The organism is Nocardiopsis oceanisediminis (genome assembly GCF_048595525.1).
In the GTDB taxonomy this organism is placed as follows: Bacteria; Actinomycetota; Actinomycetes; order Streptosporangiales; family Streptosporangiaceae; genus Nocardiopsis_A; species Nocardiopsis_A oceanisediminis.
Window position 1 is genome coordinate 6,197,688 of sequence record NZ_JAFMZJ010000001.1, and the last position, 23,817, is coordinate 6,221,504.

17 protein-coding genes are annotated in these 23,817 nt (G+C 75.4%); 6 read left to right on the top strand and 11 right to left on the bottom strand.

All coding sequences use genetic code 11. The annotated features are described in order from the left end of the window. Positions 1-14: 14 nt before the first annotated feature. The 3 genes from J0910_RS26985 to J0910_RS26995 form a co-directional block, all read right to left on the bottom strand. Positions 15-1,124 (bottom strand): SIS domain-containing protein, encoded by a 1,110-nt coding sequence (locus tag J0910_RS26985; RefSeq protein WP_420161346.1) that lies wholly within the window; start codon positions 1,122-1,124, stop codon positions 15-17. Next, the gene (locus tag J0910_RS26990) at positions 1,124-1,300 is read right to left on the bottom strand and encodes a Trm112 family protein (protein ID WP_420161347.1); all 177 of its coding nucleotides are present in this window, start codon (positions 1,298-1,300) and stop codon (positions 1,124-1,126) included. The genes J0910_RS26985 and J0910_RS26990 overlap by 1 nt, the downstream gene beginning before the upstream one ends. A gap of 80 nt (positions 1,301-1,380) precedes the next feature. Next, a complete protein-coding gene (locus J0910_RS26995; protein ID WP_420161348.1) occupies positions 1,381-2,745 on the bottom strand; it encodes a phosphomannomutase/phosphoglucomutase in 1,365 nt (454 codons plus the stop codon). A gap of 189 nt (positions 2,746-2,934) precedes the next feature. Between J0910_RS26995 and J0910_RS27000 the strand changes: the two genes are divergently transcribed. After that, entirely contained in the window at positions 2,935-3,393 is a 459-nt protein-coding gene (locus J0910_RS27000) for a PPOX class F420-dependent oxidoreductase (protein ID WP_420161349.1), read from the top strand. A 90-nt stretch (positions 3,394-3,483) separates the two neighbouring features. Here the strand turns inward: J0910_RS27000 and J0910_RS27005 are convergent, their stop codons facing one another. Beyond that, complete coding sequence (locus J0910_RS27005) at positions 3,484-3,876, bottom strand: DUF3499 domain-containing protein (protein ID WP_420161350.1); 393 nt, start codon at positions 3,874-3,876, stop codon at positions 3,484-3,486. A gap of 83 nt (positions 3,877-3,959) precedes the next feature. On the opposite strand from J0910_RS27005, the gene J0910_RS27010 reads away from it, so the two are divergent. Then, positions 3,960-4,418 carry a metallopeptidase family protein gene (locus J0910_RS27010; RefSeq protein ID WP_184392377.1) on the top strand — a complete coding sequence of 153 codons (459 nt, stop codon included), beginning with the start codon at positions 3,960-3,962 and terminating at the stop codon, positions 4,416-4,418. A gap of 1,759 nt (positions 4,419-6,177) precedes the next feature. Here J0910_RS27010 and J0910_RS27015 read toward each other — a convergent pair. The 4 genes from J0910_RS27015 to J0910_RS27030 form a co-directional block, all read right to left on the bottom strand. Continuing rightward, the gene (locus J0910_RS27015) at positions 6,178-7,629 is read right to left on the bottom strand and encodes a DUF5719 family protein (RefSeq protein ID WP_420161351.1); all 1,452 of its coding nucleotides are present in this window, start codon (positions 7,627-7,629) and stop codon (positions 6,178-6,180) included. Between the two features lie 97 nt (positions 7,630-7,726). Further along, complete coding sequence (locus J0910_RS27020; RefSeq protein ID WP_420161352.1) at positions 7,727-11,152, bottom strand: glycosyltransferase; 3,426 nt, start codon at positions 11,150-11,152, stop codon at positions 7,727-7,729. A 270-nt stretch (positions 11,153-11,422) separates the two neighbouring features. Further along, positions 11,423-11,710 (bottom strand): WhiB family transcriptional regulator, encoded by a 288-nt coding sequence (locus tag J0910_RS27025; protein ID WP_017595089.1) that lies wholly within the window; start codon positions 11,708-11,710, stop codon positions 11,423-11,425. Between the two features lie 228 nt (positions 11,711-11,938). Next, complete coding sequence (locus J0910_RS27030; protein ID WP_420161353.1) at positions 11,939-13,396, bottom strand: hypothetical protein; 1,458 nt, start codon at positions 13,394-13,396, stop codon at positions 11,939-11,941. Positions 13,397-13,662: 266 nt separating this feature from the next. Here J0910_RS27030 and cofD point away from each other — a divergent pair, with 266 nt between their 5' ends. The 4 genes from cofD to J0910_RS27050 all read left to right on the top strand — a co-directional run bounded on the left by cofD (position 13,663) and on the right by J0910_RS27050 (position 18,760). Then, entirely contained in the window at positions 13,663-14,631 is a 969-nt protein-coding gene (gene cofD, locus J0910_RS27035; RefSeq protein ID WP_420161354.1) for a 2-phospho-L-lactate transferase, read from the top strand. Next, positions 14,628-15,917, top strand: coding sequence for a coenzyme F420-0:L-glutamate ligase (locus J0910_RS27040; RefSeq protein WP_420161355.1), 1,290 nt, complete (start codon positions 14,628-14,630; stop codon positions 15,915-15,917). The genes cofD and J0910_RS27040 overlap by 4 nt, the downstream gene beginning before the upstream one ends. A gap of 48 nt (positions 15,918-15,965) precedes the next feature. After that, entirely contained in the window at positions 15,966-17,555 is a 1,590-nt protein-coding gene (locus tag J0910_RS27045) for a Na+/H+ antiporter (protein ID WP_420161356.1), read from the top strand. Positions 17,556-17,743: 188 nt separating this feature from the next. Continuing rightward, positions 17,744-18,760, top strand: coding sequence for a chitinase (locus J0910_RS27050; RefSeq protein WP_420161357.1), 1,017 nt, complete (start codon positions 17,744-17,746; stop codon positions 18,758-18,760). A gap of 81 nt (positions 18,761-18,841) precedes the next feature. Here J0910_RS27050 and J0910_RS27055 read toward each other — a convergent pair whose 3' ends face one another. The 3 genes from J0910_RS27055 to J0910_RS27065 form a co-directional block, all read right to left on the bottom strand. Continuing rightward, complete coding sequence (locus J0910_RS27055) at positions 18,842-21,403, bottom strand: bifunctional FO biosynthesis protein CofGH (protein WP_420162098.1); 2,562 nt, start codon at positions 21,401-21,403, stop codon at positions 18,842-18,844. A gap of 138 nt (positions 21,404-21,541) precedes the next feature. Then, complete coding sequence (locus tag J0910_RS27060; protein WP_420161358.1) at positions 21,542-22,765, bottom strand: glycosyltransferase family 4 protein; 1,224 nt, start codon at positions 22,763-22,765, stop codon at positions 21,542-21,544. After that, on the bottom strand, positions 22,762-23,577 hold the full coding sequence (locus tag J0910_RS27065; RefSeq protein ID WP_420161359.1) for a hypothetical protein: 816 nt from the start codon (positions 23,575-23,577) through the stop codon (positions 22,762-22,764). The genes J0910_RS27060 and J0910_RS27065 overlap by 4 nt, the downstream gene beginning before the upstream one ends. Positions 23,578-23,817: the final 240 nt, after the last annotated feature.

A 23,817-nucleotide genomic window follows, 5' to 3' on the forward strand; every position in this document is an offset into this window, starting at 1 on the left:
GGGTGGTGCCGGCGCTAGCCCGCGGTGTGCTCTTCCGCCACGGGTTCTACTCCATAAGCCGCGGCTAAGTACACAGTGGCGTAATCGGTTAGAGCGATCAAACCGGCCATGCGTTCCATCGGATGCCCGGATTCCGCTGAGACCGTGCTCACCGGCGTGCCGCCGCGCGCCGCGGCGGCCTCGGCCGAGTGCAGGTCGAGGGCGGTCCGCTCGCTCTCCTCCCCCGGGTCGCGGAAGAGCAGCAGGCGGGTGCGGAGCGGCCCCTCCTCCTCCGGGTCGTCGAAGATGGACCGCGGCCCGGTGCCGCCCAGCGGGCCGTTCGCCAGCCGCACCGCCGGCTCCAGCGCGTCCGGCAGCGCCCCGTGCAGCACCGGGTAGCCGGCGGTGCGCGCGGCGCGCTCCGCCGTGTGCGCCGCCGCGAACGCGGTCGGCCCGGTGCCGCCCACCGCGACCGGGAGGGTGCCGGCCAGTTCCAGGGCCAGCGACTTCGCCGGGTTCTCCCAGCTCTCCACGGAGGGCGCGCAGCGCACCGCGGTCTGCTCCAGCCGGACCGCGGCCACCTCGAAGACCTCGCTCCCGGGCGCGGGCAGGCCGGCCGCACCGGCCGCGCTGAGCAGCGCCGCGGCCGGGCCCCAGACCGGTTCGAAACCGCCCGCGGGGGCTCCGGCGCCGCGCAGCTCGATGTAGGGGGCGCGGGCCTGCTCGGCGAGCGGCCGCAGCGGCCCGTCCGGAGGTCCGGCGGCCACCAGCCGGCAGCCGCGGCGGACCGCCTCCGCGGCGCACCCGACGACCGGTTCTTCGGCGTCCGGCCCGGAGGCGGCCAGGACCAGGTCGTAGGAGGAGACCCAGCCCGGCAGCAGCGGGCCGCGCACCGGGGAGAAGGGGACCGGGCAGCCCGGTCCGAGCACCGCGGCGGCCAGTTCCGCGGCGAGGCCGCCGGTACCGGAGCCGATCGCGACCGCGGCCCGCGGCCGCCCGTCCTCGGCGAGCCGGTCCAGGCCGGCCTCCAGCGCGGCCGACCGCGCCGCGCGCAGCCGTCCGGCCGCGGAGGCGGCCGACCGGGCGAGCGGGCCGTCGGCGCCGGGGCCGTCCAACCGGGTCTCGTCGAAAACGGCTCCGGACATCAGCCGAGCTCGCGCGCCTCGTCGACCAGCAGCACCGGGATGCCGTCCCGGATCGGGTAGGCCAGGCCGCTCTCATCGCAGACCAGCTCGCCGGCCTCGGCGTCCAGCCGGAGCGGCTTCTTGCTCTTCGGGCAGGCCAGGATCTCCAGCAGCCAGTCGTCGATCTTCGCGGTCATCGTGAACCTCCGGGACGGCCCCGGGCGGGGAGCCCGGGGAGGGATTGTGGGCCCTGCTCGCGGCAGGGCGGCGGGGCTGCTCAGCCCCGGACGACGGCCAGGACCTCGTCGCGGAGCCGCTCCATGCCCGCCGTGTCGGGCGCCTCGACGTTCAGCCGGAGCAGCGGCTCGGTGTTGGACGCCCGCAGGTTGAACCAGCTCCCGTCGGTGAAGGAGACGGTCAGCCCGTCCAGGCGGTCCACCTCGGCCCCGGGGCGGGATCCGAACTCCGCCTCGGCCGCCGCGGTGCGCCCTTCCTGGTCGGCGACCTCGGAGTTGATCTCCCCGGAGGCCGCGTACCGAGTGTATTGCCGGGTCAGCTCGGAGAGGCCCTGCGTGCCGCCGCCGAGCGCGGCCAGCACGTGCAGCGCGGCCAGCATGCCGGTGTCGGCCCGCCAGAAGTCGCGGAAGTAGTAGTGCGCGGAGTGCTCGCCGCCGAAGACCGCCCCGGTCTCGGCCATGCTGCCCTTGATGAAGGAGTGGCCGACGCGGGTGCGCACCGGGACGCCGCCCTGCTCCCGGATGATCTCCGGGACCGCGCGGGAGGTGATCAGGTTGTGGATGATCGTCGCGCCGGGGTGCACGGCCAGCTCGCGCTCGGCCACCAGGGCGGTGATCGCCGACGGCGGGACCGGTTCGCCGCGCTCGTCGACGACGAAGCAGCGGTCGGCGTCGCCGTCGAAGGCCAGCCCGATGTCGGCGCCGGTCTCCCGCACCTTCGCCTGCAGGTCCACCAGGTTGTCCGGGTCCAGCGGGTTGGCCGGGTGGTTGGGGAAGGTGCCGTCCAGCTCGAAGTAGAGCGGCGTGATCTCCAGCGGCAGCGCGCCGAGCGGGTCGGGGCCCAGCACCGCGGGGACGGTCAGCCCGGCCATGCCGTTGCCGGCGTCGACCACCACCTTGAGCGGCCGGATCCCGGAGAGGCCGACCAGCGACCGGAGGAACTCCGCGTACGGGGCGAGCAGCTCCTTCTCCGTGATGGAGCCGCGCCGCCCGGCGGGGGCGGGCACGCCCTGCTCGGCCAGCTCGCGGATCTCGGCCAGGCCGCTGTCCTCGCCGATCGGGGCGGCGCCGGCCCGGCACATCTTGATCCCGTTGTACTGGGCCGGGTTGTGGCTGGCGGTGAACATCGCCCCCGGCATGTCCAGGCTTCCGGAGGCGTAGTAGAGCAGGTCGGTGGAGCCGAGGCCGGCCATCACCACGTCGGTGCCCTGGTCGGCCGCGCCCTCGGCGAAGGCGCGGGCGAGCTCCGGGGAGGAGGGCCGCATGTCGTGCGCGACGACCACCGACGGCGCGTCCGCGACGCGGGCGAACGCCGCGCCCACGGCGCGCGCCACGGTGGAGTCGAAGGTGTCGGGGACGATGCCGCGCACGTCGTAAGCCTTGAAGATCTGGCCGAGGTCGCCCACTGCTGCTCCGCATCCGGTTCGTTGATCGGATCCTGTCCGGGCCCCGCCGCCGTCGGCGGGGTTCCAACGTACAAGACCGGCCCCGGGCCCCCGGAGCGGCACGGCGCCTCGGCGGCACGGGGCGGCGGTGGCCGGTCCCGGCCATGGCGGACGCGAAATGCCCTGGGTACGGGCGGAGGTTATCCCTGCATGACCCGACAGCCGTCCCCACGGACCCTCACCGATGCCGCCCTCTCCGAGCTGCTGGCGGCAGAGCGGTTCGGCACGCTGGCCACCGTCAAGCGCAGCGGCCACCCCCATATGACCACCATGGCCTACACCTGGGACCCCGCGGCCCGCATCGCGCGGTTCTCCACCACGGCCGGCCGGATCAAGGTCGGGCACCTGCGGCGCGACCCGCGTGCGGCCCTGCACGTGCCCGGCGGCGACGTCTGGTCGTTCGCCGTCGCCGAGGGCGAGGCCGAGGTCTCCGAGACCACGGACGTCCCGGGCGACCGGATCGGGCGGGAACTGCTCGCGATGGCCCGGACCCTGGCCGAGCCCGAGGACGAGCGGGCGTTCCTGGAGCGGCTGGTCGCCGAGGAGCGGGTGGTCGTCCGGCTGAAGGTGAACCGGTTGTACGGGACCGCCCTCGACTTCGAGGGCTGAGGGGCGTCGCCCGATGTTCGCTCCCCGTTCTCCCCGCGGCGGCGCGGGGAGGGCGGGGTTTCCCGGTCGGGCGCGGCGCCGCGGCCCGGGTCAGGCGTCCTGGCCGGTGGGGCGGTCCTGGGAGCCGGGGTCGGAGCGGACCACCCTCAGATGGCCCTTGCCGTGGCCCTCGACCACCGCGCCGGGCGCCTGCGGGCGGCGCTGCGGCGCTTTGGGGCGGGCCGCCTCGCGCACCGCGTTGGCCAGCGCCTCCAGATCGTCGCTGCCCGGACCGCCGGAGCTGTCCGCCGGAAGCCGGACCACCTCCCACCCGCGCGGGGCGGTGAGCCGCTCGGCGTGCATCGCGCACAGGTCGTAGCAGTGCGGCTCGACGTAGGCCGCGAGCGGGCCGAGCACGGCGGTGGAGTCGGCGTAGACATAGGTGAGCGTGAAGACTGCTGGCTGTCTGCACGCGGTTCGCGAGCAGCGTCGGACAACGCTCACGGGGACCGACCCTATTCCTTTCCTCCTACGGATGCCAGCAGGCCCCCGCCGTGTCCCGGGCCAGGGCTGCACTCCGGGCCCCGATGGCATACTCTCGAACCGTGCGACGAGTGCGCCTACAGAGGGCTCAGGCCGACCGCTTCCGACGCCGGGACCGCCGCGGCCGCGGAATCCGCGGACCTTTGGCGCCCCCGGAGTCACCGCTGTCCCGAAGCCGTGCCCAGGTCTTCGACGACCTGGTGCTGGACGCGGTGGAGCGTCTGGAGCGGGTCTGGTCGCGCGAGCTCGCGAATGTGGAGTTCCTGGTCGAGGACGTACCCCGGGTCCCGCCCGGCGTCACCGCCGAGGACGGCATCCCCTACTCCCGCCTGGAGACCGGCCGCGACGGCCGGGCCTGCATCACCGTCTACCGCCGGCCCGTGGAGATCCGCACCCGCGAGCCGGAGGAGATGGCCCTGATGGTCTACGAGACCGTCGTCGAGGAAGTGGCCAACCTGCTCGGGCTGGAGCCCGAGACGGTCGACCCGGAGACCCGGGGCTGACCCCGGCCCGGGGCGCCTCCCCGGGACCCGCCTCGACCCGCCGGCCGGACCACCCGGCCGCTCCGGCGCTGCACCCTGCCCGTTTTACGGGCCGGTCCCGCGCTCCTTCCCAGACCACTCGGCGTCCCGTGCCCGTGCCCGTACGCGTACCCGCGCCGCCTCCCGTGGCCCCGCCGACCTGATTCCCCTACCGGCGAGCGGCCGGCCTGCCGGAGTCGGGCGCTCCGGTCGGAAGCGGCGCCCCACAGGGTGGAGGTTCAACCGGGCGGCGACGGCGAAGGAAGGGGCGGGGCCGGGCACTCCAGCCGGGCGCGGCGCCCCACAGAGCGAAGGCTCAGACCTGCGGCAACGACAGAGGCAGGGACGGGGCGGAGGCCTCGGCCGAGCGCGGGCCTCACGGGGTGGAGGCTCAGACCGGCGGCGACGGCAGGGGGCATGCCAGCCGGCCGGTCGGGCGCGGCGTCTCGCAGAGCGAAGGCTCAGGCCAGCGGCGACGGCAGAGGCAGGGACGGGGCCGAGGCATCAGCCGGGCGCGGCGCCCCACAGAGCGAAGGTTCAAACCCGCGGCGAAGGCAGGGGGCGTGCCAGCCGGTCGGTCGGGCGCGGCGCCCCACGGGGCGGGGTACAGGCAGGCAGCGAGGGCAGGAAGGGGGCCGGGGCAGCGGGGCGCCTGCGGGGGGCGGGTGAAGGGGCGGGATCGCCGCGCCCGCGTCGCCCCGGCGCCGGGGCGGGTCGCTCGGTGACCACCGGCACCTCTCTGACCTGGGTAAACACGGACAGTGATGGTGGCGGGGGGCGCCCTGCGCACCGCGAGAGCACCCCGGTGATTCCTGGGCGCGCATCCCGGGCCGGAACGGGCCTCCCGGGGCCCGAACGGCCCTGATCGGGGCGGTAGCCGGGGATCCGTGCCGCCGGGAAGGCCGGAAGGGCGGGGCCGGAACCCCGGGGAGGGCGGCGAGGGGGCGAGATGTCGCATTCGTCCCCCCGACGGGCCCCGCTTCGGCCACTCTGCGTGACCAGGGAGGGGGCGGCGGGGCTTCCGGGGGTGCTACTCGCCGGTAGATGTCATCGGGGCCGCCGCCGAGGTGCGCAGGGCGCCCCCGGCCCGCCCGATCCCCGCCGGCGACCCGGCATAGCGGACATAACCCTCCTCTGTTGGCGCGGAGAGCCCGTGCCCGCCGCCGGAACACCGCTCTCCCCCGCCGGACGCCTGGGCGCGGACCGGTGAACGCCGCCCCCGGCCCCGCTCCCGCCCTCGCCGCCCGCCTGAACCCCGGCCCCGTGAGGCGCCGCGCCCGGACGAGACGCCCGGCCCCGCTCCTACCCTCGCCGTCACCGCCGGTTTGAACCTTGGCCCCGTGGGGCGCCGCACCCGGACGAGACGCCCGGCCCCGGCCCTTCCTCCGCCGTCGCCGCCCGCCTGAGCCTTCACCCCGTGGGGCGCCGCGCCCGGTTAAGGCGCCCGGCCCCGCCCCTGCCTCCGCCGTCGCCGCCGGCCTGCACCTCAGCCCCCTGAGGCGCCGCACCTGGTTAAGACGCCCGGCCCCGCCCCTGCCTCCGCCGTCGCCACCGGTCTGAACCTTCACTCCGCGAGATGCCGCACCCGGGCGACGCCTGCACTCCGCCCCTACCTCCGCCGTCGCCGCCCGCCTGAACCCCTGCCCCGTGGGGCCTCGCTTCTCGGGCGGCTCCTGCCGGGAACGGGGACCGGCCTTGCCCTCTCGCTCCCTCTCGCTCCCTTCGAGCGGGGAGGCGCAGGTCAGGGCAGTGCGGTCAGCGAGTCGACCACCGGCGGGAGGCGGACCTCGGCGGGGGCCGGCGGGACCGGGAGCACCGCGGTGGAGCGCTTCTCGCCCTTGCCCTGGGTGAGCACCGCGGCGGCGTGCACCGGGCCGGAGCCGTCGCTCAGCTCCAGCAGGAGTGCGTGCGCCCCCTTCGGCGACTCCACCTCCACCTCGGCGGTGCTGCCCGCGGCGACCTCCACCTTCATCGGGTCGGCGGTGGTTCCGTCCTCGGCCACCGGGGTGACGATCAGCGAGGCGTCCTGCTCCACCGCCCCCACCAGCAGCTCGGTCGAGGTGTCGTCCGGGTCCGCGGGGACCGCTGCGGTGCCGCCGGGCCCCTCCTCCAGGGCGGGCGCGGCCGCGGTGTAGGCGCTGTCGTCGCCGCCCTCCCTCTCCGCCAGCACCCCGGCCACCACCGGCCGGTCCGACTCCACCAGGACCGTGGCGGCCTGCTTCTCCAGCGGCCCCTCCAGGCTGAGCGCGGCCGACGCCGCCGGCGGCACGTCCAGGTCGTCCAGGGCCTCGTGCTCGATCTCCCCGTCCGGGCCGAACAGCCGGACGTCGACCGAGGCCGGCTCGTCGCCCGGAGCGGCCACCACCAGGGTCCGCGAGCCCCCGCCGGCGGGAACGCCCGCGACCACCTGGCGGGTCGCGGGGCGCTCGGTGGCCGGCGCCCACTCCGATCCGCCCTTGGAGCGCTCGGCGAAGAGCGACGCCGCGACCCGGCCGGAGGCGGTGCGCACGTGCACCGCGACGGCCCGCCCCGAGGAGCCCAGCTCGGTGAGCTCGCCCAGCTCGACGGTGGCCTCGCCCTCCGAGGGGACCTCCACGCCCCGGGTCTCCTCCTCCGCGATCGGCCCATCGGCGGCGTAGACGTCCACGTTGGCCACCGCGGTCCCGGAGTCGACGTTGGCCAGGTGCACGGTGAGCTTCTTCAGGTCCTCGCCCGAGGGTGCGGTGAACCAGGTGCTCCAACCGGGCTCGGTGCAGCGCACCACCGACGCGCTCGCGTCGTCGTCCTCGGCCACCGCGGTCTGCGCGGCCTCCAGGCCGCCGGCGAAGGCGCCCTCGGCGCGCAGCACGGTGTGCCGCCCCTCGTCCGCTTCGCTCACGTCGGCGGTGAGCAGCTGGCCGGGAAGCTCGCCCTCGGCGAGGCGGCGGGCGTTGGCCCGGTTGGCGGTGAGCAGCAGCTCGCCGTCCTCCTCGCCGCGGTACGGGGTGAACGCGGCCGCCTCGGTGAGCAGGTCGTCGTCCTGGGCGGGCGGGCAGACCCGCAGCGCGGACTCGACCCGCATCGTCTCGGCGCTGCCCCCGCCGGTCGCCCCACCGGGCTCCGGGCGGGTGACGAAGGCCACCCCGAACAGTGCGGCCAGCGCGATCGCGACCAGACCGAGCAGGGCGAACCGGTTCTCCACGAGCAGCTTCATCGTGTCTCCCGGAGGATGCGCCGGCCCTCGGGCCGGGGAGGTGCGGTCGGTCCTGGGCGGCGGAGGGGCACGCGGCACCGTCCGGCGCGGTCGGCGGTCATCCGTGCCGCCCCTTGCGGTGCGAGGCCCGGCGGCGGCCCCGGACGCCGCGGCGGCCGCGGCCCTCGCGGGCGGCGCCCGGTTCGGGCGGGGCCTCCCCTTCGTCGGCGCCCTCCGCCGGAGGCGGGGGCTCCGGAGCGCTCTCCGGGGACGGCGGCTCCTCCGGGGCGGGAGCGGCCGCCGCACCCGGTGCGCCCGGTCCGTCCGGCGACAGCGCCCGCTCCGGCCGCTCCTCCGCGGAGGGCCGCGCCGGGACGGGGTCCGGGGCGCGGCGGCGCGGCCGGCGGGGGCGGGCGCGGGCCCGGATCTCGTCGGCGTGGTCGTCCTCCTCGGTACGGGCGCCCGGCGAGGCCAGCACCAGGGCGGTGGCGATGAGCAGGCCCTGCAGCACCAGCCAGGCGTCGCGCCCGGCCGAGCCGCGGGCGATCACCACCGTTCCGCCCTCCGGGGGCAGCTCGAACAGGGTCATCCCGGTGTACGCCTCGGAGGCGCGCAGCGGCTCGCCGTCCAGGGTGGCGCTCCACCCGGCCGCGTACGGCTCGGCGAGCACCAGGGACCGGTCGGCCGGCCCTGGGGGCACCTCCGCGCTCCCCTCTCCGGGGCCGATGTCCAGCGCCTCGGCCCGGCCGTCGTCCTCCTCGCCGTCGCCGCCGGAGGGCACCACCCGCAGCCGCCCGGCCGGGGTGTCCAGCCGCCACAGCGCGAACTCCTCGCTGAGCATCTGCCGGCTCAGGCCCGGGGTGCCGTCCAGGGTGTCCACCAGGGTCTCGTCGGCGTCCCCGCCGATCTGCGGGCGGGGGATCATCACGTGGCCGATGCCGTAGCCGGCCAGGTCCTCCGCCTCGTCCCCGGCGCGGCCGGCGGCGAGCGCGGCCACCGCGGTGTCCAGTTCGGTACCGGCCGCCTGGTCGGCGGGGATCTGCTCGGTGCCCAGCCGCGGCTCGCCGCCGCGGAGGACCGCGTAGCGGAGCGGCCCGTCCTCGACCGGGCGCAGCACCAGGGTCCGCCCGGCGGCGGGGTCGGTGGCGATCGCGGAGACGAAGCCGGGCACCGGGGAGGGGGCGTCCCCGCTCAGCGGGCCGTCGACGCCCTGCCACATCCACAGGCCCGCGGCGCTGACCGGCGTGGTCAGCGCGAGGGCCGCCGCGCCCCCGGCGAAGAGCCGGCGCGCCCCGCCGAGCCGCCACATCAGGCCGAAGGACTGCGCCGAGGCGGCCGCGGTGAGCAGCATGGCGGTGGCCGCGAAGGCCAGCGCCACCCCGGGCCAGGCCGGGGCGGCCGGGCCGCCGTAGCCGGGCTCCACCACGATCCTGCTGGTGAGGATGGCGATGAGGATGCCGAAGAGGGTGATGCTCCAGCCGACCGCCACCAGCATCCGGCGGCGGAGCAGCAGCAGCGCGCTGAGCGAGGCGGCGATGAAGCCCGCCGTCACCCACGGGACGGGCACCCCGGGGCCGCCCGGGGAGAGCATGAGCAGCTCGTGCGCGGCCGGGGCCGGGGCGGACAGCTCGGGGGCGTGCAGCCCGGCCTCCAGCAGCCACAGCGAGGGGTGCAGCACCAGCTCGATCGACCAGGGCAGCAGCAGGAGCGGCGGCACACCGACCGCGATGGCGACGCTGATGTAGAGCCGCCGGCCCAGGTGGCCGTAGGCCACCGCCAGCAGCACCGCCACCACCAGGGCGAGCAGCCAGAGCAGCGGGACGAACGCGGTGCACGCGGCGAGCAGCACCGCGGTCCCCCAGGCGGCCCGGCGGGAGCGCTTGGGCGGCAGGGTCAGCACCCGGGTGCCGAGGATGCCCAGCACCGGGAGGAGCGCGTGCACCAGGGCGGTGCCGACCCGCCCCTGGGCCACCGCGCCGGTGGCCATCGGCAGCAGCGCGTACGAGCAGGCCATCCAGAGCTGCGCCGGGAGGAAGTGCAGCACCCGGCGGGCGAGCAGGTAGGCGGTGAGCCCGGCCAGCGGCACGCAGCCGAGCAGGATGACGTTGACCGCCAGCCACGGCTTGCCCAGGGCGATGGTGGACACCAGCGCCAGCAGCGCGACGTAGGGCGGAGCCGGGGCGTCGGAGCCCACACCGGTGGTCTGCGCGCCGCTCAGGTAGAGGTGCCACAGGTCGGAGGCGCCGCCGACGGCGGGCGGCAGCGCGCCCCCGGCCAGGGTGCCGCCGCTGAGCAGGGACCGCTCGGCGACCAGCGCGACGGCGGTGAGGCCGAGCACCAGCAGCACGCCCGGCTTGGCGAGCACCCGGCGCAGCACGCTCTGGTCGTCGCGGAGCGGGTCCTCGTCGTCCTCGGCGCGGGGCGCGGTGGTGACGGCCTGGTGCCGGCCCGGGGTGTCGGAGGCCGAGGCGTCTCCGGAGAGCAGTCCCGCCACCGCGGTGGTGAACTGGCGGAGCGCGACGCCGTGGGCGAGGAAGGGGCGGATCGCGCTGTAGGTGCGGCGCCGGTTGCGCCGCCGCCGGAACCGGCCCTTGATCAGCCGGCCGGGGCGGAAGAAGACCGCGGTGATCGCCGCCGCCTCGTCGAAGGCACTGGCCGGCTGCTTGGCGACGAGGTACATCAGCACCCGCAGCAGCGACCCGAAGGCGTTGCGGAGCAGCGCGCCGAGCATGCCGCCGAACGGCAGGTTGGCCAGCAGCACGAAGAGCGCGTTGTGCCGGTCGAGGCGGCGCGGGTGGCCGCCCGCGGCGGCGATCTTGCGGCGGCGCCGGGCCGAGGCCTCGGCGTGGTAGGCGACCGCGCCGGTGACCAGCAGCACCCGGTGCCCGGCGGCGCCGGCCCGCCAGCAGAAGTCGATGTCGTCGCGGAACAGCGGCAGGGTGGCGTCGAAGCCGCCGATCTCGTCCCAGACGTCCCGGCGGATCAGCATGCCGGCGCTGGAGACGGCGAGCACCTGCCGGTCGCCGTCGTGCTGGCCGTGGTCGAACTCGCGGGGCTCCAGGCCGGTCTCCCGGCGGCCGGCCCCGTCGATGGTCACGCCCGCCTCGACCAGCATCCGGCGGTCGTAGAAGTCGCGCAGCTTGGGGCCGAGCACGGCGGCGCGGCGGTCGTCGTTGGCGGCCTCCAGCAGCGTCTGCAGCGCGCCGGGGTCGGGGACCAGGTCGTCGTGGACGAGCCAGATCCACTCGGTGGCCTCGGGTGCGGCGCCGGGGAACGGGCCGCGCTCCCGGGCCAGGGCGAGCCCGGCGCGCACCGAGTCGCCGAACCCGGTGTCCCGGGGCACCGCGGTGATCACTTCGGGCGCCAGGAAGGAGGCGAGGATGTCGCCGCTGCCATCGCGGCTGCCGGCGTCCACGCCGACGACGCGCTGCACCGGGCGGGTCTGCTCGCGGACGGCCTGCAGCGCCTCCGGCAGCCAGCGTGCGCCGTCGTGGGTGACGATGACGGCCGTCACGATGTGGTGAGCGGGGTCCAGGGGAAGCACGGCTGCGGGTCTCTCGGGGTCGCGGGACGAGGGCGTATCAGGGGTTTTGGGGGGACTCTTTCGGCAGATCACCATACGCCACGGAGCCGCCCCGGGGCGGCGCACCGGCGGAACCGGTCAAAGGGGCGCGGTCGTGCGTCCGGAGCCGGGAGCCATGGGCGCATCGCGAACAAATCGCCCAGAGTCCTCTCCGAACGGTAAAGCGGGGATAAAAAAACGCGCGCCCCGGGGCAAAGCCCTCGGGACGCGCGCCCAACGCAGACGGTCGAGCTAGAGCATGTCGGCCAGGAAATCGAAATCCCCGCCCGCGGCTTTCTTCAGCCGCCGGCGTTCGCGCTCGGAGAGACCCCCCCAGATGCCGAAGCGCTCATCGTGCTCCAGTGCGTATTCCAGGCACTCGGCCCGGACCTCGCAGGACTGGCAGACCTTCTTCGCCTCGCGCGTGGAGCCGCCCTTCTCGGGGAAGAACGCCTCCGGATCGGTCTGCGCGCACAGTGCGCGCTCCTGCCAGCCCAGATCGTCGTCTGCGCCGTGCGCCAGCGGGATGACCTCGCTCATGCGCACCTCCTATTGCCCCCCATGGATGTCCCCTCCCTTTCGACCCCCGGGAGGGGGGAAACACACATCTGAAATTACACGCGCGACGCTTGCTATACGTCAAGCGCAGTGCGCGGTAATCCACTGAATACCATGTAACGAACCGCCAACGACGGCTGGTCCGCGGGCATGGTGTGGATTACCGCGCACTTTCGGGGGCCGGGAGGGCGCCCGGAGGGCCGGGAGCGGTCAGCGCCGCTCGTCGTCCCGGTACCAGGACTGCTGGTCGCCGCTCTGCTCGGCACCGGCCTGGCCGGCGTCCTGCTGCTCCGCGGGCTGCTGGCCGGCCTCCGGCTGCTGGCCGTACTGGGCCGGGTCGTAGGCCTGCTGGCCGCCGGTGCCGTACCCCTGCTGCTGGTAGGCGTCGCCCGCCTGCTGGCCGTACTGCGCCGGGTCGTACGCCTGCTGGCCACCGGTGCCGTAGCCCTGCTGGGCCGCGTACGGGTCATAGGCCTGCTGGCCGCCGGTCCCGTACCCCTGCTGCTGCGCATCGCCCTGCTGGCCGTACTGGGCCGGGTCGTAGGCCTGCTGGCCGCCCGTGCCGTACCCCTGCTGCTGGTAGGCGTCACCGGCCGGCTGGCCGTACTGCGCCGGGTCGTACGCCTGCTGGCCACCGGTGCCGTAGCCCTGCTGGGCCGCGTACGGGTCATAGGCCTGCTGGCCGCCGGTCCCGTACCCCTGCTGCGCGGGGTCGTAGGCCTGCTGCTGGTAGGCGTCGCCGGCCGGCTGGCCGTACTGCGCCGGGTCGTAGGCCTGCTGGCCGCCGGTGGCGTACGCCTGCTGCGCGGGGTCGGCGTAGGCCTGCTGGGCCGCCGGGTCCGCATAGCCCTGCTGCTGGTAGGCGTCACCGGCCGGCTGGCCGTACTGCGCCGGGTCGTAGGCCTGCTGGCCGCCCGTGCCGTACGCCTGAGCGGGGTCGGAGTACGGCTGCTGGGCGTCCTGCTGGTAGGCCTCGCCGTAGCCCTGCTGCTGGTAGGCGTCGCCGACCGGCTGGCCGTACTGCGCCGGGTCGTAGGCCTGCTGGCCGCCGGTGGCGTACGCCTGCTGCGCGGGGTCGGCGTAGGCCTGCTGGGCCGCCGGGTCCGCGTAGCCCTGCTGGGCGGGGTCGGCGTAGGGCTGGCCGAACGCCGGCTGGCCGCCGTAGGTCTGGGACGGGTCGGCGGCCGGGAAGGGCTGCTGCGCACCGGTCTGCGGGGCGAAGCCCTGCTGGGCGCGGGGCACCAGGTTCGGGTCGTTGAGGATCCGGAGCAGGAAGAGCCCGGCGAAGACCAGGACGGCCGCCTGGCCCGCGATCCGGAAGAGGCCGGCGAACGCGTAGCCGACGCCGGCCGAACCGGCGGTGGCGAAGCCCGCGATCAGGCCGATCAGTGCGAACAGTGCGCCCACCCCGAGCAGGATCAGCCCGGTGAGGACCACTCCGAAGTTGGCCGGGGTCTTCTGCGGCGCGGTGACGACCAGCGCCACGGCCACCACCACCAGGCCCACGATGATCGGGCTGTAGAAGTCGCCCGGGACGGAGAAGGAGCCGTACTGGCCCTCCATCCCCGCGAACATGCTGATGAGGCCTGCGATTATCTGTGCCACCACAGCGCCGAGCAGCGCCCAGGCGGCGGGTACCCGCAAGCGGTTGATTGCTTCGTTGTTCAAGAGAGGTTCCCCTCCGCTGCTTCGCTGTCGCGTCGGTGGAAGCTTTGCATATCGACAGTCTGTCAAGTCATTCGGCCGATTCCGCACTGGACAGGCGCGACCGGCCCGGCCGCGGGCCCGGATCACGGGACGCCGGGCGGTTCCGGCTCGGGGCGGGAGCGCCGCCCGGCCGCCGGAGTGACCCTCCTGACACCGTGCGCGCCGGCCCCGTCCACCCCAGGGGCCCGACCGCGCACACGCCGTCTCACCCTGCCAGACTTGGGCGCATGCGGATAGTCGTGCCTGCGGGCGGTATCGGAGGCGCGCGGTTCCTGCGCGGCCTCAAGGCGACGCTAGGGATCGTAGCGGGCCAGGAGAGCGATTCCACCATCACCGTCATCGGGAACACCGGCGACGACATCACCCTTTTCGGACTGCGCGTCTGTCCGGATCTGGACACGGTGATGTACACCCTCGGCGGCGGAATCAGCGAGGAGCAGGGCTGGGGGCGCGCCGACGAGTCGTTCACCGTCAAGGAGGAGCTGCTCGCCTACGGCATGCAGCCGGACTGGTTCGGGCTGGGCGACCGGGACGTCGCCACGCACATCGTCCGCTCCCAGATGCTCGCCGCGGGCTACCCGCTCTCCGCGGTCACCGAGGCGCTGTGCGACCGGTGGCGGCCCGGCGTCCGGCTCGTCCCGATGACCGACGACCAGGTCGAGACGCACGTGGTCGTGGAGGAGGGCGGCGACCGCCGCGCGCTGCACTTCCAGGAGTGGTGGATCCGGCACCGCGCGGAGCTCCCCGCGCTCTCCATCGTCGGCGTCGGCGCCGAGGAGGCCCGGCCCGCGCCCGGCGTGCTGGAGGCGATCCGCGAGGCCGACGCGGTGCTGCTGCCGCCGTCCAACCCGGTGGTCAGCATCGGGTCGATCCTGGGCGTCGCGGGCATCCGCGAGGCGCTGGAGCAGGCCGTGGTGGTCGGCGTCTCGCCGATCATCGGCGGTGCGCCGGTGCGCGGCATGGCCGACGCCTGCCTGGCCGCGATCGGGGTGGAGACCTCCGCCCGCGCCGTGGCCGAGCACTACGGGCCGCGGCTGCTGGACGGCTGGCTGGTCGACGAGGCCGACGCCGGGACCCGGGTGGACGGCGTCGAGGTGGTCTCCCGACCGCTCTACATGAGCGGCCCGAAGGCCACCGCCGACCTCGCTCGGGCCGCCCTCGACCTGGCCCTGGACCTGAAGGGGCGGCGCGGATGAGCACCCCTGCGGCGGAGGTCGCCGTGCGCGCCGTGCCCGGCCTGCCCGAGGTGCGCCCCGGCGACGACCTGGCCGCGCTGATCGCCGGGGCCGCCGGGCTCCGCGACGGCGACGTGCTGGTGGTCACATCGAAGATCGTCAGCAAGGCCGAGGGCCGGATCCGCCGGATGGACCGGGAGGCCGCGATCGACGCCGAGACCGACCGGGTCGTCGCGCGCCGCGGCCGCACCCGCATCGTGCAGACCCGGACCGGCCTGGTGATGGCGGCCGCCGGGGTGGACGCCTCCAATGTGGAGCCGGGCAGTGTGCTGCTGCTCCCCGAGGACCCGGACGCCTCCGCCCGGCGGATCCGCGCCGGGCTGCGCGATCGGCTCGGGGTGCGGGTCGCCGTGCTGGTCAGCGACACGTTCGGCCGCCCGTGGCGGAACGGCCAGACCGATGTGGCGATCGGCGCGGCCGGCCTGGAGCCGATGCAGGACCTGCGCGGCGGGACCGACACGCACGGCAACGTGCTGGAGGTGACGCTGAACGCCGTGGCCGACGAGATCGCCGCCGCCGGCGAGCTGGTCAAGGGCAAGGCCGGCGGTGTCCCGGTGGCGCTGGTGCGGGGGCTCTCCGCACTGGTCACCGAGGAGGACGGGCCGGGGGCGGCGGCGCTGGTCCGCCCCGCCGACGAGGACCTGTTCCGGTACGGCTCGCGGGACGTGGTCCCGGCCCGGCGCACCGTGCGCGAGTTCACCTCCGAGGCGGTCGACCCGGAGGCGGTGCGCCGCGCGGTCGGCGCGGCGGTGACCGCGCCCGCGCCGCACCACACCACCCCGTGGCGGTTCGTGCTGGTGGAGGATGCCGGGACCCGCACCCGGCTGCTGGACGAGATGCTCCGCGCCTGGCAGGCCGACCTGCGCGCGGACGGGTTCTCCGAGGAGGCGGTGGCCCGGCGCACCCGGCGCGGCGAGGTGCTCCGCCGCGCCCCCTACCTGGTGGTACCGTGCCTGGTCACGGAGGGTGCGCACGCCTATCCGGACGAGCGCCGCGCTTCGGCCGAGCGGTCGATGTTCCTGGTGGCGATGGGCGCCGGGGTGCAGAACCTGCTGGTGGCCCTGGCCATGGAGGGCCTGGGCTCGGCCTGGGTCTCGTCCACCATGTTCTGCCCGGACACCGTGCGCGAGGTGCTGGACCTGCCTCGGGAGTGGCAGCCGATGGGCTCGGTCGCGGTCGGCCATCCGGCGGCGCCCCCGCCGGACCGCCCGCCCCGCGATCCGGCCGCGTTCATCGCGGTCCGCTGACCCGCCGCGGCGCCGCCGCGCGGTGCCGCCCTCGACCGGAGGCCTCCCGTGTCCGATGAACACCTGATCCTGGCGGGGCTGCTCGTCCTGCTGATGGTCTTCGCCGGGCGGGTGCTGGCCGACCGGATCCGGGTCCCGGACGCGATCGTCCTGGTGGCGCTGGGCGCGGCGATCGGCTTCCTGCCGGGGCTGGACTCGGTGCACATCTCGCCCGAGATCATCCTGCTGGTGTTCCTGCCGCCGCTGATCTACAGCGCGGCGTTCTTCTCCTCGCCGCGGGACATGCGGGCCGAGGCGCGGCCGATCGTCGCCCTGGCGGTGGTGACCACGCTGGTCACCGCGTTCGCCATCGCCGGGGTGATCTGGCTGGTGCTGCCGGACACCGGCTGGCCGGCCGCGATCGCGCTGGGGGCGGCGGTGGCGCCGACCGACGCGGTGGCCTCCTCGGCGGTGCTCAAGCGGATCGGCGCCCCCAAGCGGGTGCTCACCCTGCTGGAGGGCGAGAGCCTGATCAACGACGGCGTGGCGCTGACCCTGTTCTCGCTGGCGGTGACCGCGATGAGCACCCCGCTCAGCGTCTCCGACGGGGTCGTCGAGCTGGTCAAGGTGGTGGCCGGCGGGCTGGCGTTCGGCGCGCTGGTCGCGGTGGTCGTCGGCTGGCTGTGCCGGCGGTTCCAGGACGGCAACGCCCAGCTGGTCCTCTCGCTGATGACGCCGTTCGCGGCCTACGTGCCGGCCGAGATCCTGGGCTTCTCCGGGGTGCTCTCCGCGGTGGTGGCCGGCTTCTACCTGGGCAGCCGGGGCGAGGGCATGCTGCCGCCGAAGGTCCGGGTGACCGGGCGGACCGTCTGGCGCGGCCTGGTGATGCTGCTGGAGTCGATCCTGTTCGTCCTGCTCGGGCTGGAGCTGCACGAGGTCTTCGCGGACGTGGCCGGGCTGCCGGTGCCGGTCCTGGTGTTCGGCGCGGCGGCGGTGCTGGCCACCGCGGTCGGGGTCCGGCTGCTCTGGGAGGTGCTGGCCCCCCGGGTGGGCCGGCTGCTGCCCCGGCGGATGCGGCCGCCCGCCACCTCCGTCCGGATGCAGATCGTCATCGGGTGGAGCGGGATGCGCGGCGCGATCTCGCTGGCCATCGCGCTCTCCCTGCCCACGACGCTGAACGGCGAGCCGTTCACCGACCGCAACGTGCTGCTGTACTTCGCCGCGGTGGTGGTGCTGGGCACCCTGGTCGGCCAGGGCATGACGCTGCCGCTGGTGCTGCGCGGCCTCGGCCTGGAGGGCGGCGAGGACACCCGGCGCGAGTACGCCGTGGCCGAGGAGGCGATGGGGCGCGCCGCGCTGAGCAGGCTGGACGCGCTGGTCGCCGAGGGGCTGGTGGACGAGCGGACCGCCAAGCCGCACCGGGACGTGCTCAAGTTCAAGGTGCGCGAGGCGCGGGCGGTGCTGGAGGCGACCGAGGAGAGCCGGGCCGGGATCGGCAAGCGGGTGCGGGGCGCCGTGTTCGTCCGGCACGAGACCGGCCGGGCGCAGCGCGAGGCGCTCAACCGGCTCTACCGGGAGGGCGCGATCGGGCACGAGACGTTCCAGGCGGTGCGGAGGCGGCTGGACCTGGCCGAGCCGTCGGGCCGGCCGGAGCAATGAGAGACGGAATTCCTTTATGTCGTGGAATTCGACTCACTGTCCGGAAAAAATGTAAACTTAGTTTCCTGTTCGCATTGACGCAGGCCTCCGCCGGATTCTAGGTTGTCGGCAATTCGCCCGGTTGCGCAGCCGACACCGCTTGTCACGACCCGTACCCGCTCAACGGAGCAACGGACAAGGAGTCCCCCATGCGCGTCCCCCTCCGACGGATACTGCGCAGAACCGCCCTCGCCTGCACCGCCCTGGCCCTCGCCCTGGGTACCGGGGCCTCGCTCGGCACCGCCCAGGCCGAGGAGGCCGCCCCCGGGGCCGGTGCCGCCGCCCCCGGCCAGTGGCTGACCGGCTACTGGCAGAACTTCGACAACGGCGCCCCGGTGATGCCGCTGTCCGAGGTGCCGGCGGAGTACAACATGATCGCCGTCGCCTTCGCCGACAACCTCGCGGGCACCCCCGGCGGGATCACCTTCAACCTGGCCTCCGCCGAGCTCGGCGGCTACACCGAGGCCCAGTTCAAGGCCGACATCGCCGCGGTCCAGGCCCAGGGGCGCAAGGTCGTCCTCTCGGTCGGCGGCGAACTCGGCCACGTCGAGGTCGCCAACCCCGAGCAGGCCGCCGGGTTCGCCTCCACCGCGCACGCCCTGATGCAGGAGTACGGCTTCGACGGCGTCGACATCGACCTCGAGCACGGCATGAACCCGCAGTACATGGAGGATGCCCTGCGCGACCTGCACGGGCGCGCCGGCGGCGACCTGATCATCACCATGGCACCGCAGACGATCGACTTCCAGTCGACCAGCGGCTCCTACTACCGGCTGGCCAAGGCCATCCCGGACATCCTCACCATCGTCAACATGCAGTACTACAACTCCGGCACCATGATGGGCTGCGACGACCAGGTCTACGGCCAGGGCACGGTCGACTTCGTCACCGCCCAGGCCTGCATCCAGCTGGAGATGGGACTGGCCCCCGGACAGGTCGGCCTGGGCCTGCCCGCCACCTCCCAGGCCGCCGGCGGCGGCCACCAGCCCCCGGGCAACGTGGTCTCCGCGCTGAACTGCCTGGAGCAGGGCACCGACTGCGGCTCCTTCACCCCGCAGCAGCCCTACGGCCCGATCGGCGGCGCGATGACCTGGTCCATCAACTGGGATGCGAGCAACGGCTACGCGTTCGCCAAGACCGTCGGCGGCCGGCTGGGCACCGGCTGACCGGCCCCGCCGCGGCTCCCCGGCCCCTCCTCCGGGTCCCCTCCGGCCGGGGCGCCGCACCTCCCCCGGCCCCGCCTCCCCTCACACCAGGGGGAGGCGGGGCCGCCGCACGCTCGCGGCCACCCCGTCGCAGGCCTCAGCGGCGCGGCGGCGCTCCTCCGGCACCTCGCCGTAGAGGGTGGTGCGCTGGCGCAGCGGGCGGCCGACCGGTTCGACCAGGGCGCGGATGTCGCTGATCGTCTTGTAGGAGCCGTTGCCCGAGCCCGCCATCCTGCTGATGGTCTCCTCCATCAGGGTGCCGCCGACGTCGTTGACCCCGCCGCGGAGCAGCGTCCGGCAGGTCTCCTCGGCCAGCTTCACCCAGGAGCACTGGATGTTGCCGACCGCGCCGTGCAGCAGCAGCCGGGCCAGCGCGTGCACCGCCCGGTTCTCCCGCGCGGTCGGCCCGGTGCGGGCCAGGCCGGCCAGGTAGATCGGGGCGCCGGTGTGCACGAACGGCAGCAGCACGAACTCGGTGAACCCGGGGCGGCCGTTCCGCTCCAGGGAGCGCTCCTGCAGCGAGCGGATCAGCCGGATGTGCGCCACCCAGTGCTCCGGGGCGTCCACGTGGCCGTACATCATCGTGGAGGTGGTGGGGATGCCCAGGTCGTGCGCGGCGGTGACCACCTCGACCCACTGCGCGGCGGGCAGCTTGCCCTTGGTCAGCACCCAGCGGACGTCGTCGTCCAGGATCTCGGCGGCGGTGCCCGGGATCGAGTCCAGCCCGGCCTCGCGCGCCCGCACCAGCCACTCGCGCACCGGCAGGTCGGTGCGGGCCGCCCCGTTGGCCACCTCCATCGGGCTGAACGCGTGCACGTGCATGCCGGGCACCCGCTCCTTGACCGCGCGGGCGATGTCGAAGTAGGCGGTGCCGGGCAGGTCCGGGTGGATGCCGCCCTGCATGCACACCTCGCCGGCGCCGGCCCGCCACGCCTCCTCGGCCCGGTCGGCCACCTGCTCCAGGGAGAGCGTGTAGGCGTCGGCGTCCGTGCGGCGCTGGGCGAACGCGCAGAACCGGCAGCCGGTGTAGCAGACGTTGGTGAAGTTGATGTTCCGGGTGACCACGAAGGTGACGTCGTCGCCGACCGCGTCCCGGCGCACCCCGTCGGCGATCCGGGCCAGCTCCTCCAGGTCCGGCCCGTCCGCGCCGAGCAGCGCCAGCGCCTGGGCGTCGGTCAGCCCGGCCGGGTCGCGCTCGGCGGCGCGCAGCGCGGCGCGCACCCCGGGGTCGCCCGCGGGCAGCGGCGGCGCCGCGCCGCGGGGCGCCCGCTCGGCCAGCGCGCCCCAGTCGCCGTAGACGGCGTCGAAGTCGCCGCGGCGCTCCTGCGCCCGGCCCTCGGTGTCGACCGCGGTGTGCAGGTCGGTGCGGCCGGCGGCGGCCGGCCCGCCCTCCGGCTCCTGCCAGGGGAGGCCGCGGGCCTCGGCCCCGGGCCGGGCCAGCCCGGTCTCCGGGTCGGCGAGCGCGGCGACGTGCCCGGCCAGCCGCGGGTCCAGCCAGGGCTCCCCGGCGCGCACGTACTCCGGGTAGGCGGTGAGCCGCTCGCGCAGCTCGAACCCGGCCGCGGCGGTGTGCCGGGCCAGCTCCTCCACCTGCGGCCAGGGCCGCTCGGGGCTGACGTGGTCCGGGGTGACCGGGGAGACGCCGCCCCAGTCGTCGATCCCGGCCCGCAGCATCAGGCCGTACTCCTCGCCGATCAGGTTGGGCGGGGCCTGCACCCGCGCCCCCGGCCCCATCACCAGCCGGGTGACGGCGACCGCGGCGGCCAGCTCCTCGGGGCCGGCGTCGGGGCGGTGCATCATCGCGGTCCCGGGCTTGGCCCGGAAGTTCTGCACGATGACCTCTTGGACCGAGCCGTACCGGCGGTGCGCGGCGCGCAGCGCGAAGACCGAGTCGGCCCGCTCGGCCATGGTCTCGCCGATCCCGATCAGGATGCCGGTGGTGAACGGGACCGAGCAGCGCCCGGCGTCCTCCAGCACCCGCAGCCGCACCTCCGGGTCCTTGTCCGGGCTGCCGTAGTGCGCGTTTCCGGGCTCGGTGAACAGCCGCCGGGAGGTGGTCTCCAGCATCATCCCCATGGACGGCGCGACCGGTTTGAGCCGCTGGAAGCCGGACCAGTCCAGCACCCCGGGGTTGAGGTGCGGGAGCAGGCCGGTCTCCTCCAGCACCAGGATCGCCATGGCGCGCAGGTAGGACAGGGTGTCGTCGTAGCCGCGCCGGTCCAGCCAGTCGCGGGCCGCCTCCCACCGGTCCTCCGGCCGGTCGCCGAGGGTGAACAGCGCCTCCTTGCAGCCGGCCCGGGCGCCCCGGCGGGCGGTCTCCAGCACCTCGTCCGGGGAGAGGAACGGCGCCTCCACCCGCCCCGGGACGGTGGCGAAGGTGCAGTAGTGGCAGCGGTCCCGGCAGAGCCGGCTCAGCGGGATGAACACGTTCCGGCTGTAGGTGACGGCGCCGGGCCGCCCGGCCGCCTCCAGCCCGGCGTCGCGCACCCGCCCGGCCGGCTCCAGCAGTGCCTCCAGGTCGGCGCCGCGGGCGTGCAGCAGCACCTCCGCCTCGGCCGGGTCGAGGGCCTTGCCCGCGCGGGCGCGGGCCAGCGCCCGGCGCATCGCCGAGGGGGTGGGGGCGGAACCGGTCATCGGGGGGCACCTCCGCTGGCTCAGCTTGGTCGAGCGGAGGGAAATGCTACAGCTCCGCTCCGTGACCGCGCGGAGGCGGGCCCCTCCTCAGCGCGCCGCGGCGGCGGGTCAGCGCAGCACCGGGAAGTGCCTGCGGAACCGGCTGCCCCACCCCCGGTCGGAGCGGCGGGCGGCGAGGAAGCGCTCCCACCGGCGGACGATGTCGTCCATCCCGTAGTCGGCGGCGGAGCGGAGCGCCTCGGCGGCCATCCGCTCGCGCAGCGGACGGTCCTCCACCAGGCGCAGCAGCGCCGCGCCGAGGGCGTCCACGTCCTGGTCGGGGACGAGCAGCCCGTTGTGGCCGTCGTCGATGATCTCCCGCGGGCCGTGCGGGCAGTCGAAGCTGACCGCGGGGACCCCCACCGAGAAGCCCTCGATGATGGTCATGCCGAACCCCTCCACCCGGGAGCTGACCGCCAGCAGCGACGCCTTGGCGAGCTCCCCGGTGATGTCCTTGGTCCGGCCCATCAGGTGCACCTGGTTGCTCAGCCCGTGCTCCACGATGGCGGCGCGCAGCCGCTCCTCCTCCTTGCCGCTGCCGTAGATGCGCAGCCGCCACTCCGGGTGCTTCTCGGCCACCGCGGAGAACGCCTCCAGCAGCTTGGGGTACTGCTTGATCGGGGAGAGCCGCCCGGCGGCGGCGATGATCGGGTTGTCCTGGGTGGAGCGGGGGACCTCGCGCCGCGGCAGCGGGTTGGGCAGCACCGCCTGCCAGTCGCCGGAGTCGCCGAGCAGCTCCCGGTAGGCGCGCCGGTCGGCGTCGGTGAGCACGGTGGTGCCGTCCAGCCGCGGGTAGAGCCGGCCGATCGCGCCGCGCACCTCGGGCTTGTGCTCGCCCAGGTTGACGTGCTCCTGGCCGATGGCGGTCAGCCGCCGCGGCGCCCAGGCCGCGAGCAGCAGGTTGATGCCGGGGCGGGTGCCCACCACCACGTCGGCGTCGGTGGTCTCCAGGTAGCGGCGGAGGCCGATGACGGCCGGCGCGGTGAAGCTCTTGTTCCGGCGGCGCTCGGCCTCGGGGACGATCCGCTCGGCCCGGCGCACCCAGCGCCGCTCCCGGGCGTCCGGCTCCGGGGCGCGGCCCTCGGCGGCGGCCCGCTCGGCGCGCGCGCCGGCGTCGGCCAGCGGGCGCAGCGCCACGCCCGGAGGGACCTCGAAGAACGGCTCCTCCTTGTGCCGGGCCAGGCTGACCACCTCGACCTCGTTCCGGGCGGCGAGCCCCTCGGCGAGGTTGTACACCGTGCGGACGGTCCCGCCCAGGCCGTAGGCGTTGGCGATGACGAAGGCGATCTTCACCGGTCGCCCCCGGCCGCGACGGCGAGCAGGGAGAGGTCGTCGTGCACCGTGTAGTAGGGCTGCACCAGCACCCGGCCGGGGCCGCCGTCCAGCTCCGTCTCGGGGAAGGCCGTCTTGCGCTTCTTGCCGACCACGTCGTCGGCGCGCGAGCCGAGCCGCAGCTCCTCACCGGTTCCGGGCAGGCGGAGCCACAGGTCCCACTCGTTGTGCGGGCGCTCCGGGCGGTGCGCCGCGGCCAGCGGGGCGAGCGGCACCGCGCAGCGGAAGCCGCGGCCGTCCAGCTCCGCCGGGGCGGTCAGCTCCCCGTCCAGGCCGCGCTGCCTGGCGATGAGCAGCCCGGAGGCGTCCCGCGGGTCCGGCGCGTAGGCCAGCATCCCGGAGAGCAGCACCCGGTCGCCGTCCAGCCGGACCCGGGCGACCTCGGCGTAGGGCGACGCCGAGGAGGAGCGGAGCAGCAGCCGGCCCCGCTCGTCGCGGAGCAGGCGCAGCACCCGCCGGCGCGGGCGCTCCAGGTAGGCGAACCGGTCCGCCAGGTGCAGACCGGGGTCGGTGGTGGCGACCGCGCCGGAGCGCCCCTCCCGGTCGGTCCAGAGCACCTCCCAGGCGCCGTCGGCGATGGGCAGGCCGGACAGTCCCGCGGTGATCCTCCGGCCCGAACGGCGCACCTCGGTGATCGGGATCCGCGCGTCCGGCGGCTGCTCCGCGCCGCCGTCCCCGCGGCGGCGCAGTGCCAGTCCGACCTCGCCGCCGGGCTCACCGCCGGCGGCGGCGATGCGCAGCTCCAGCACGTCCGCGGCGTCGATCCGATTCATTTCCGCCTGCACTCCGGAAACCCCCGTCCGTTCCCTCTCGGACCCCGGACCGGTGCGTCGCGCCCGGCCCCGGCGGGTCCGCTCCATTGCGCCGGCCTCCCCCCGAAGGCCGCGTCCCTCCTTCTCCGGCGGCCGGCGGAGCGGGGCGAGGAATCGGCCGGTCCGCGGAGAATCAGGACGCACGCTACCGATCCCCGGTTAAAGAGGGCGTAACACACGGGGTGCAACGTTGGGGACACG

What these genes read in the sequence shown, in the direction of transcription:
- J0910_RS27025 (WP_017595089.1), bottom strand. Translation starts at nt 11,710, where the DNA reads ATGAGCGAGGTCATCCCGCTGGCGCACGGCGCAGACGACGATCTGGGC.
- J0910_RS26985 (WP_420161346.1), bottom strand. Translation starts at nt 1,124, where the DNA reads ATGTCCGGAGCCGTTTTCGACGAGACCCGGTTGGACGGCCCCGGCGCC.
- J0910_RS27010 (WP_184392377.1), top strand. Translation starts at nt 3,960, where the DNA reads ATGGCATACTCTCGAACCGTGCGACGAGTGCGCCTACAGAGGGCTCAG.
- J0910_RS27050 (WP_420161357.1), top strand. Translation starts at nt 17,744, where the DNA reads ATGCGCGTCCCCCTCCGACGGATACTGCGCAGAACCGCCCTCGCCTGC.
- J0910_RS27000 (WP_420161349.1), top strand. Translation starts at nt 2,935, where the DNA reads ATGACCCGACAGCCGTCCCCACGGACCCTCACCGATGCCGCCCTCTCC.
- J0910_RS26990 (WP_420161347.1), bottom strand. Translation starts at nt 1,300, where the DNA reads ATGACCGCGAAGATCGACGACTGGCTGCTGGAGATCCTGGCCTGCCCG.
- J0910_RS27065 (WP_420161359.1), bottom strand. Translation starts at nt 23,577, where the DNA reads ATGAATCGGATCGACGCCGCGGACGTGCTGGAGCTGCGCATCGCCGCC.
- J0910_RS27055 (WP_420162098.1), bottom strand. Translation starts at nt 21,403, where the DNA reads ATGCGCCGGGCGCTGGCCCGCGCCCGCGCGGGCAAGGCCCTCGACCCG.
- J0910_RS27015 (WP_420161351.1), bottom strand. Translation starts at nt 7,629, where the DNA reads ATGAAGCTGCTCGTGGAGAACCGGTTCGCCCTGCTCGGTCTGGTCGCG.
- cofD (WP_420161354.1), top strand. Translation starts at nt 13,663, where the DNA reads ATGCGGATAGTCGTGCCTGCGGGCGGTATCGGAGGCGCGCGGTTCCTG.
- J0910_RS27040 (WP_420161355.1), top strand. Translation starts at nt 14,628, where the DNA reads ATGAGCACCCCTGCGGCGGAGGTCGCCGTGCGCGCCGTGCCCGGCCTG.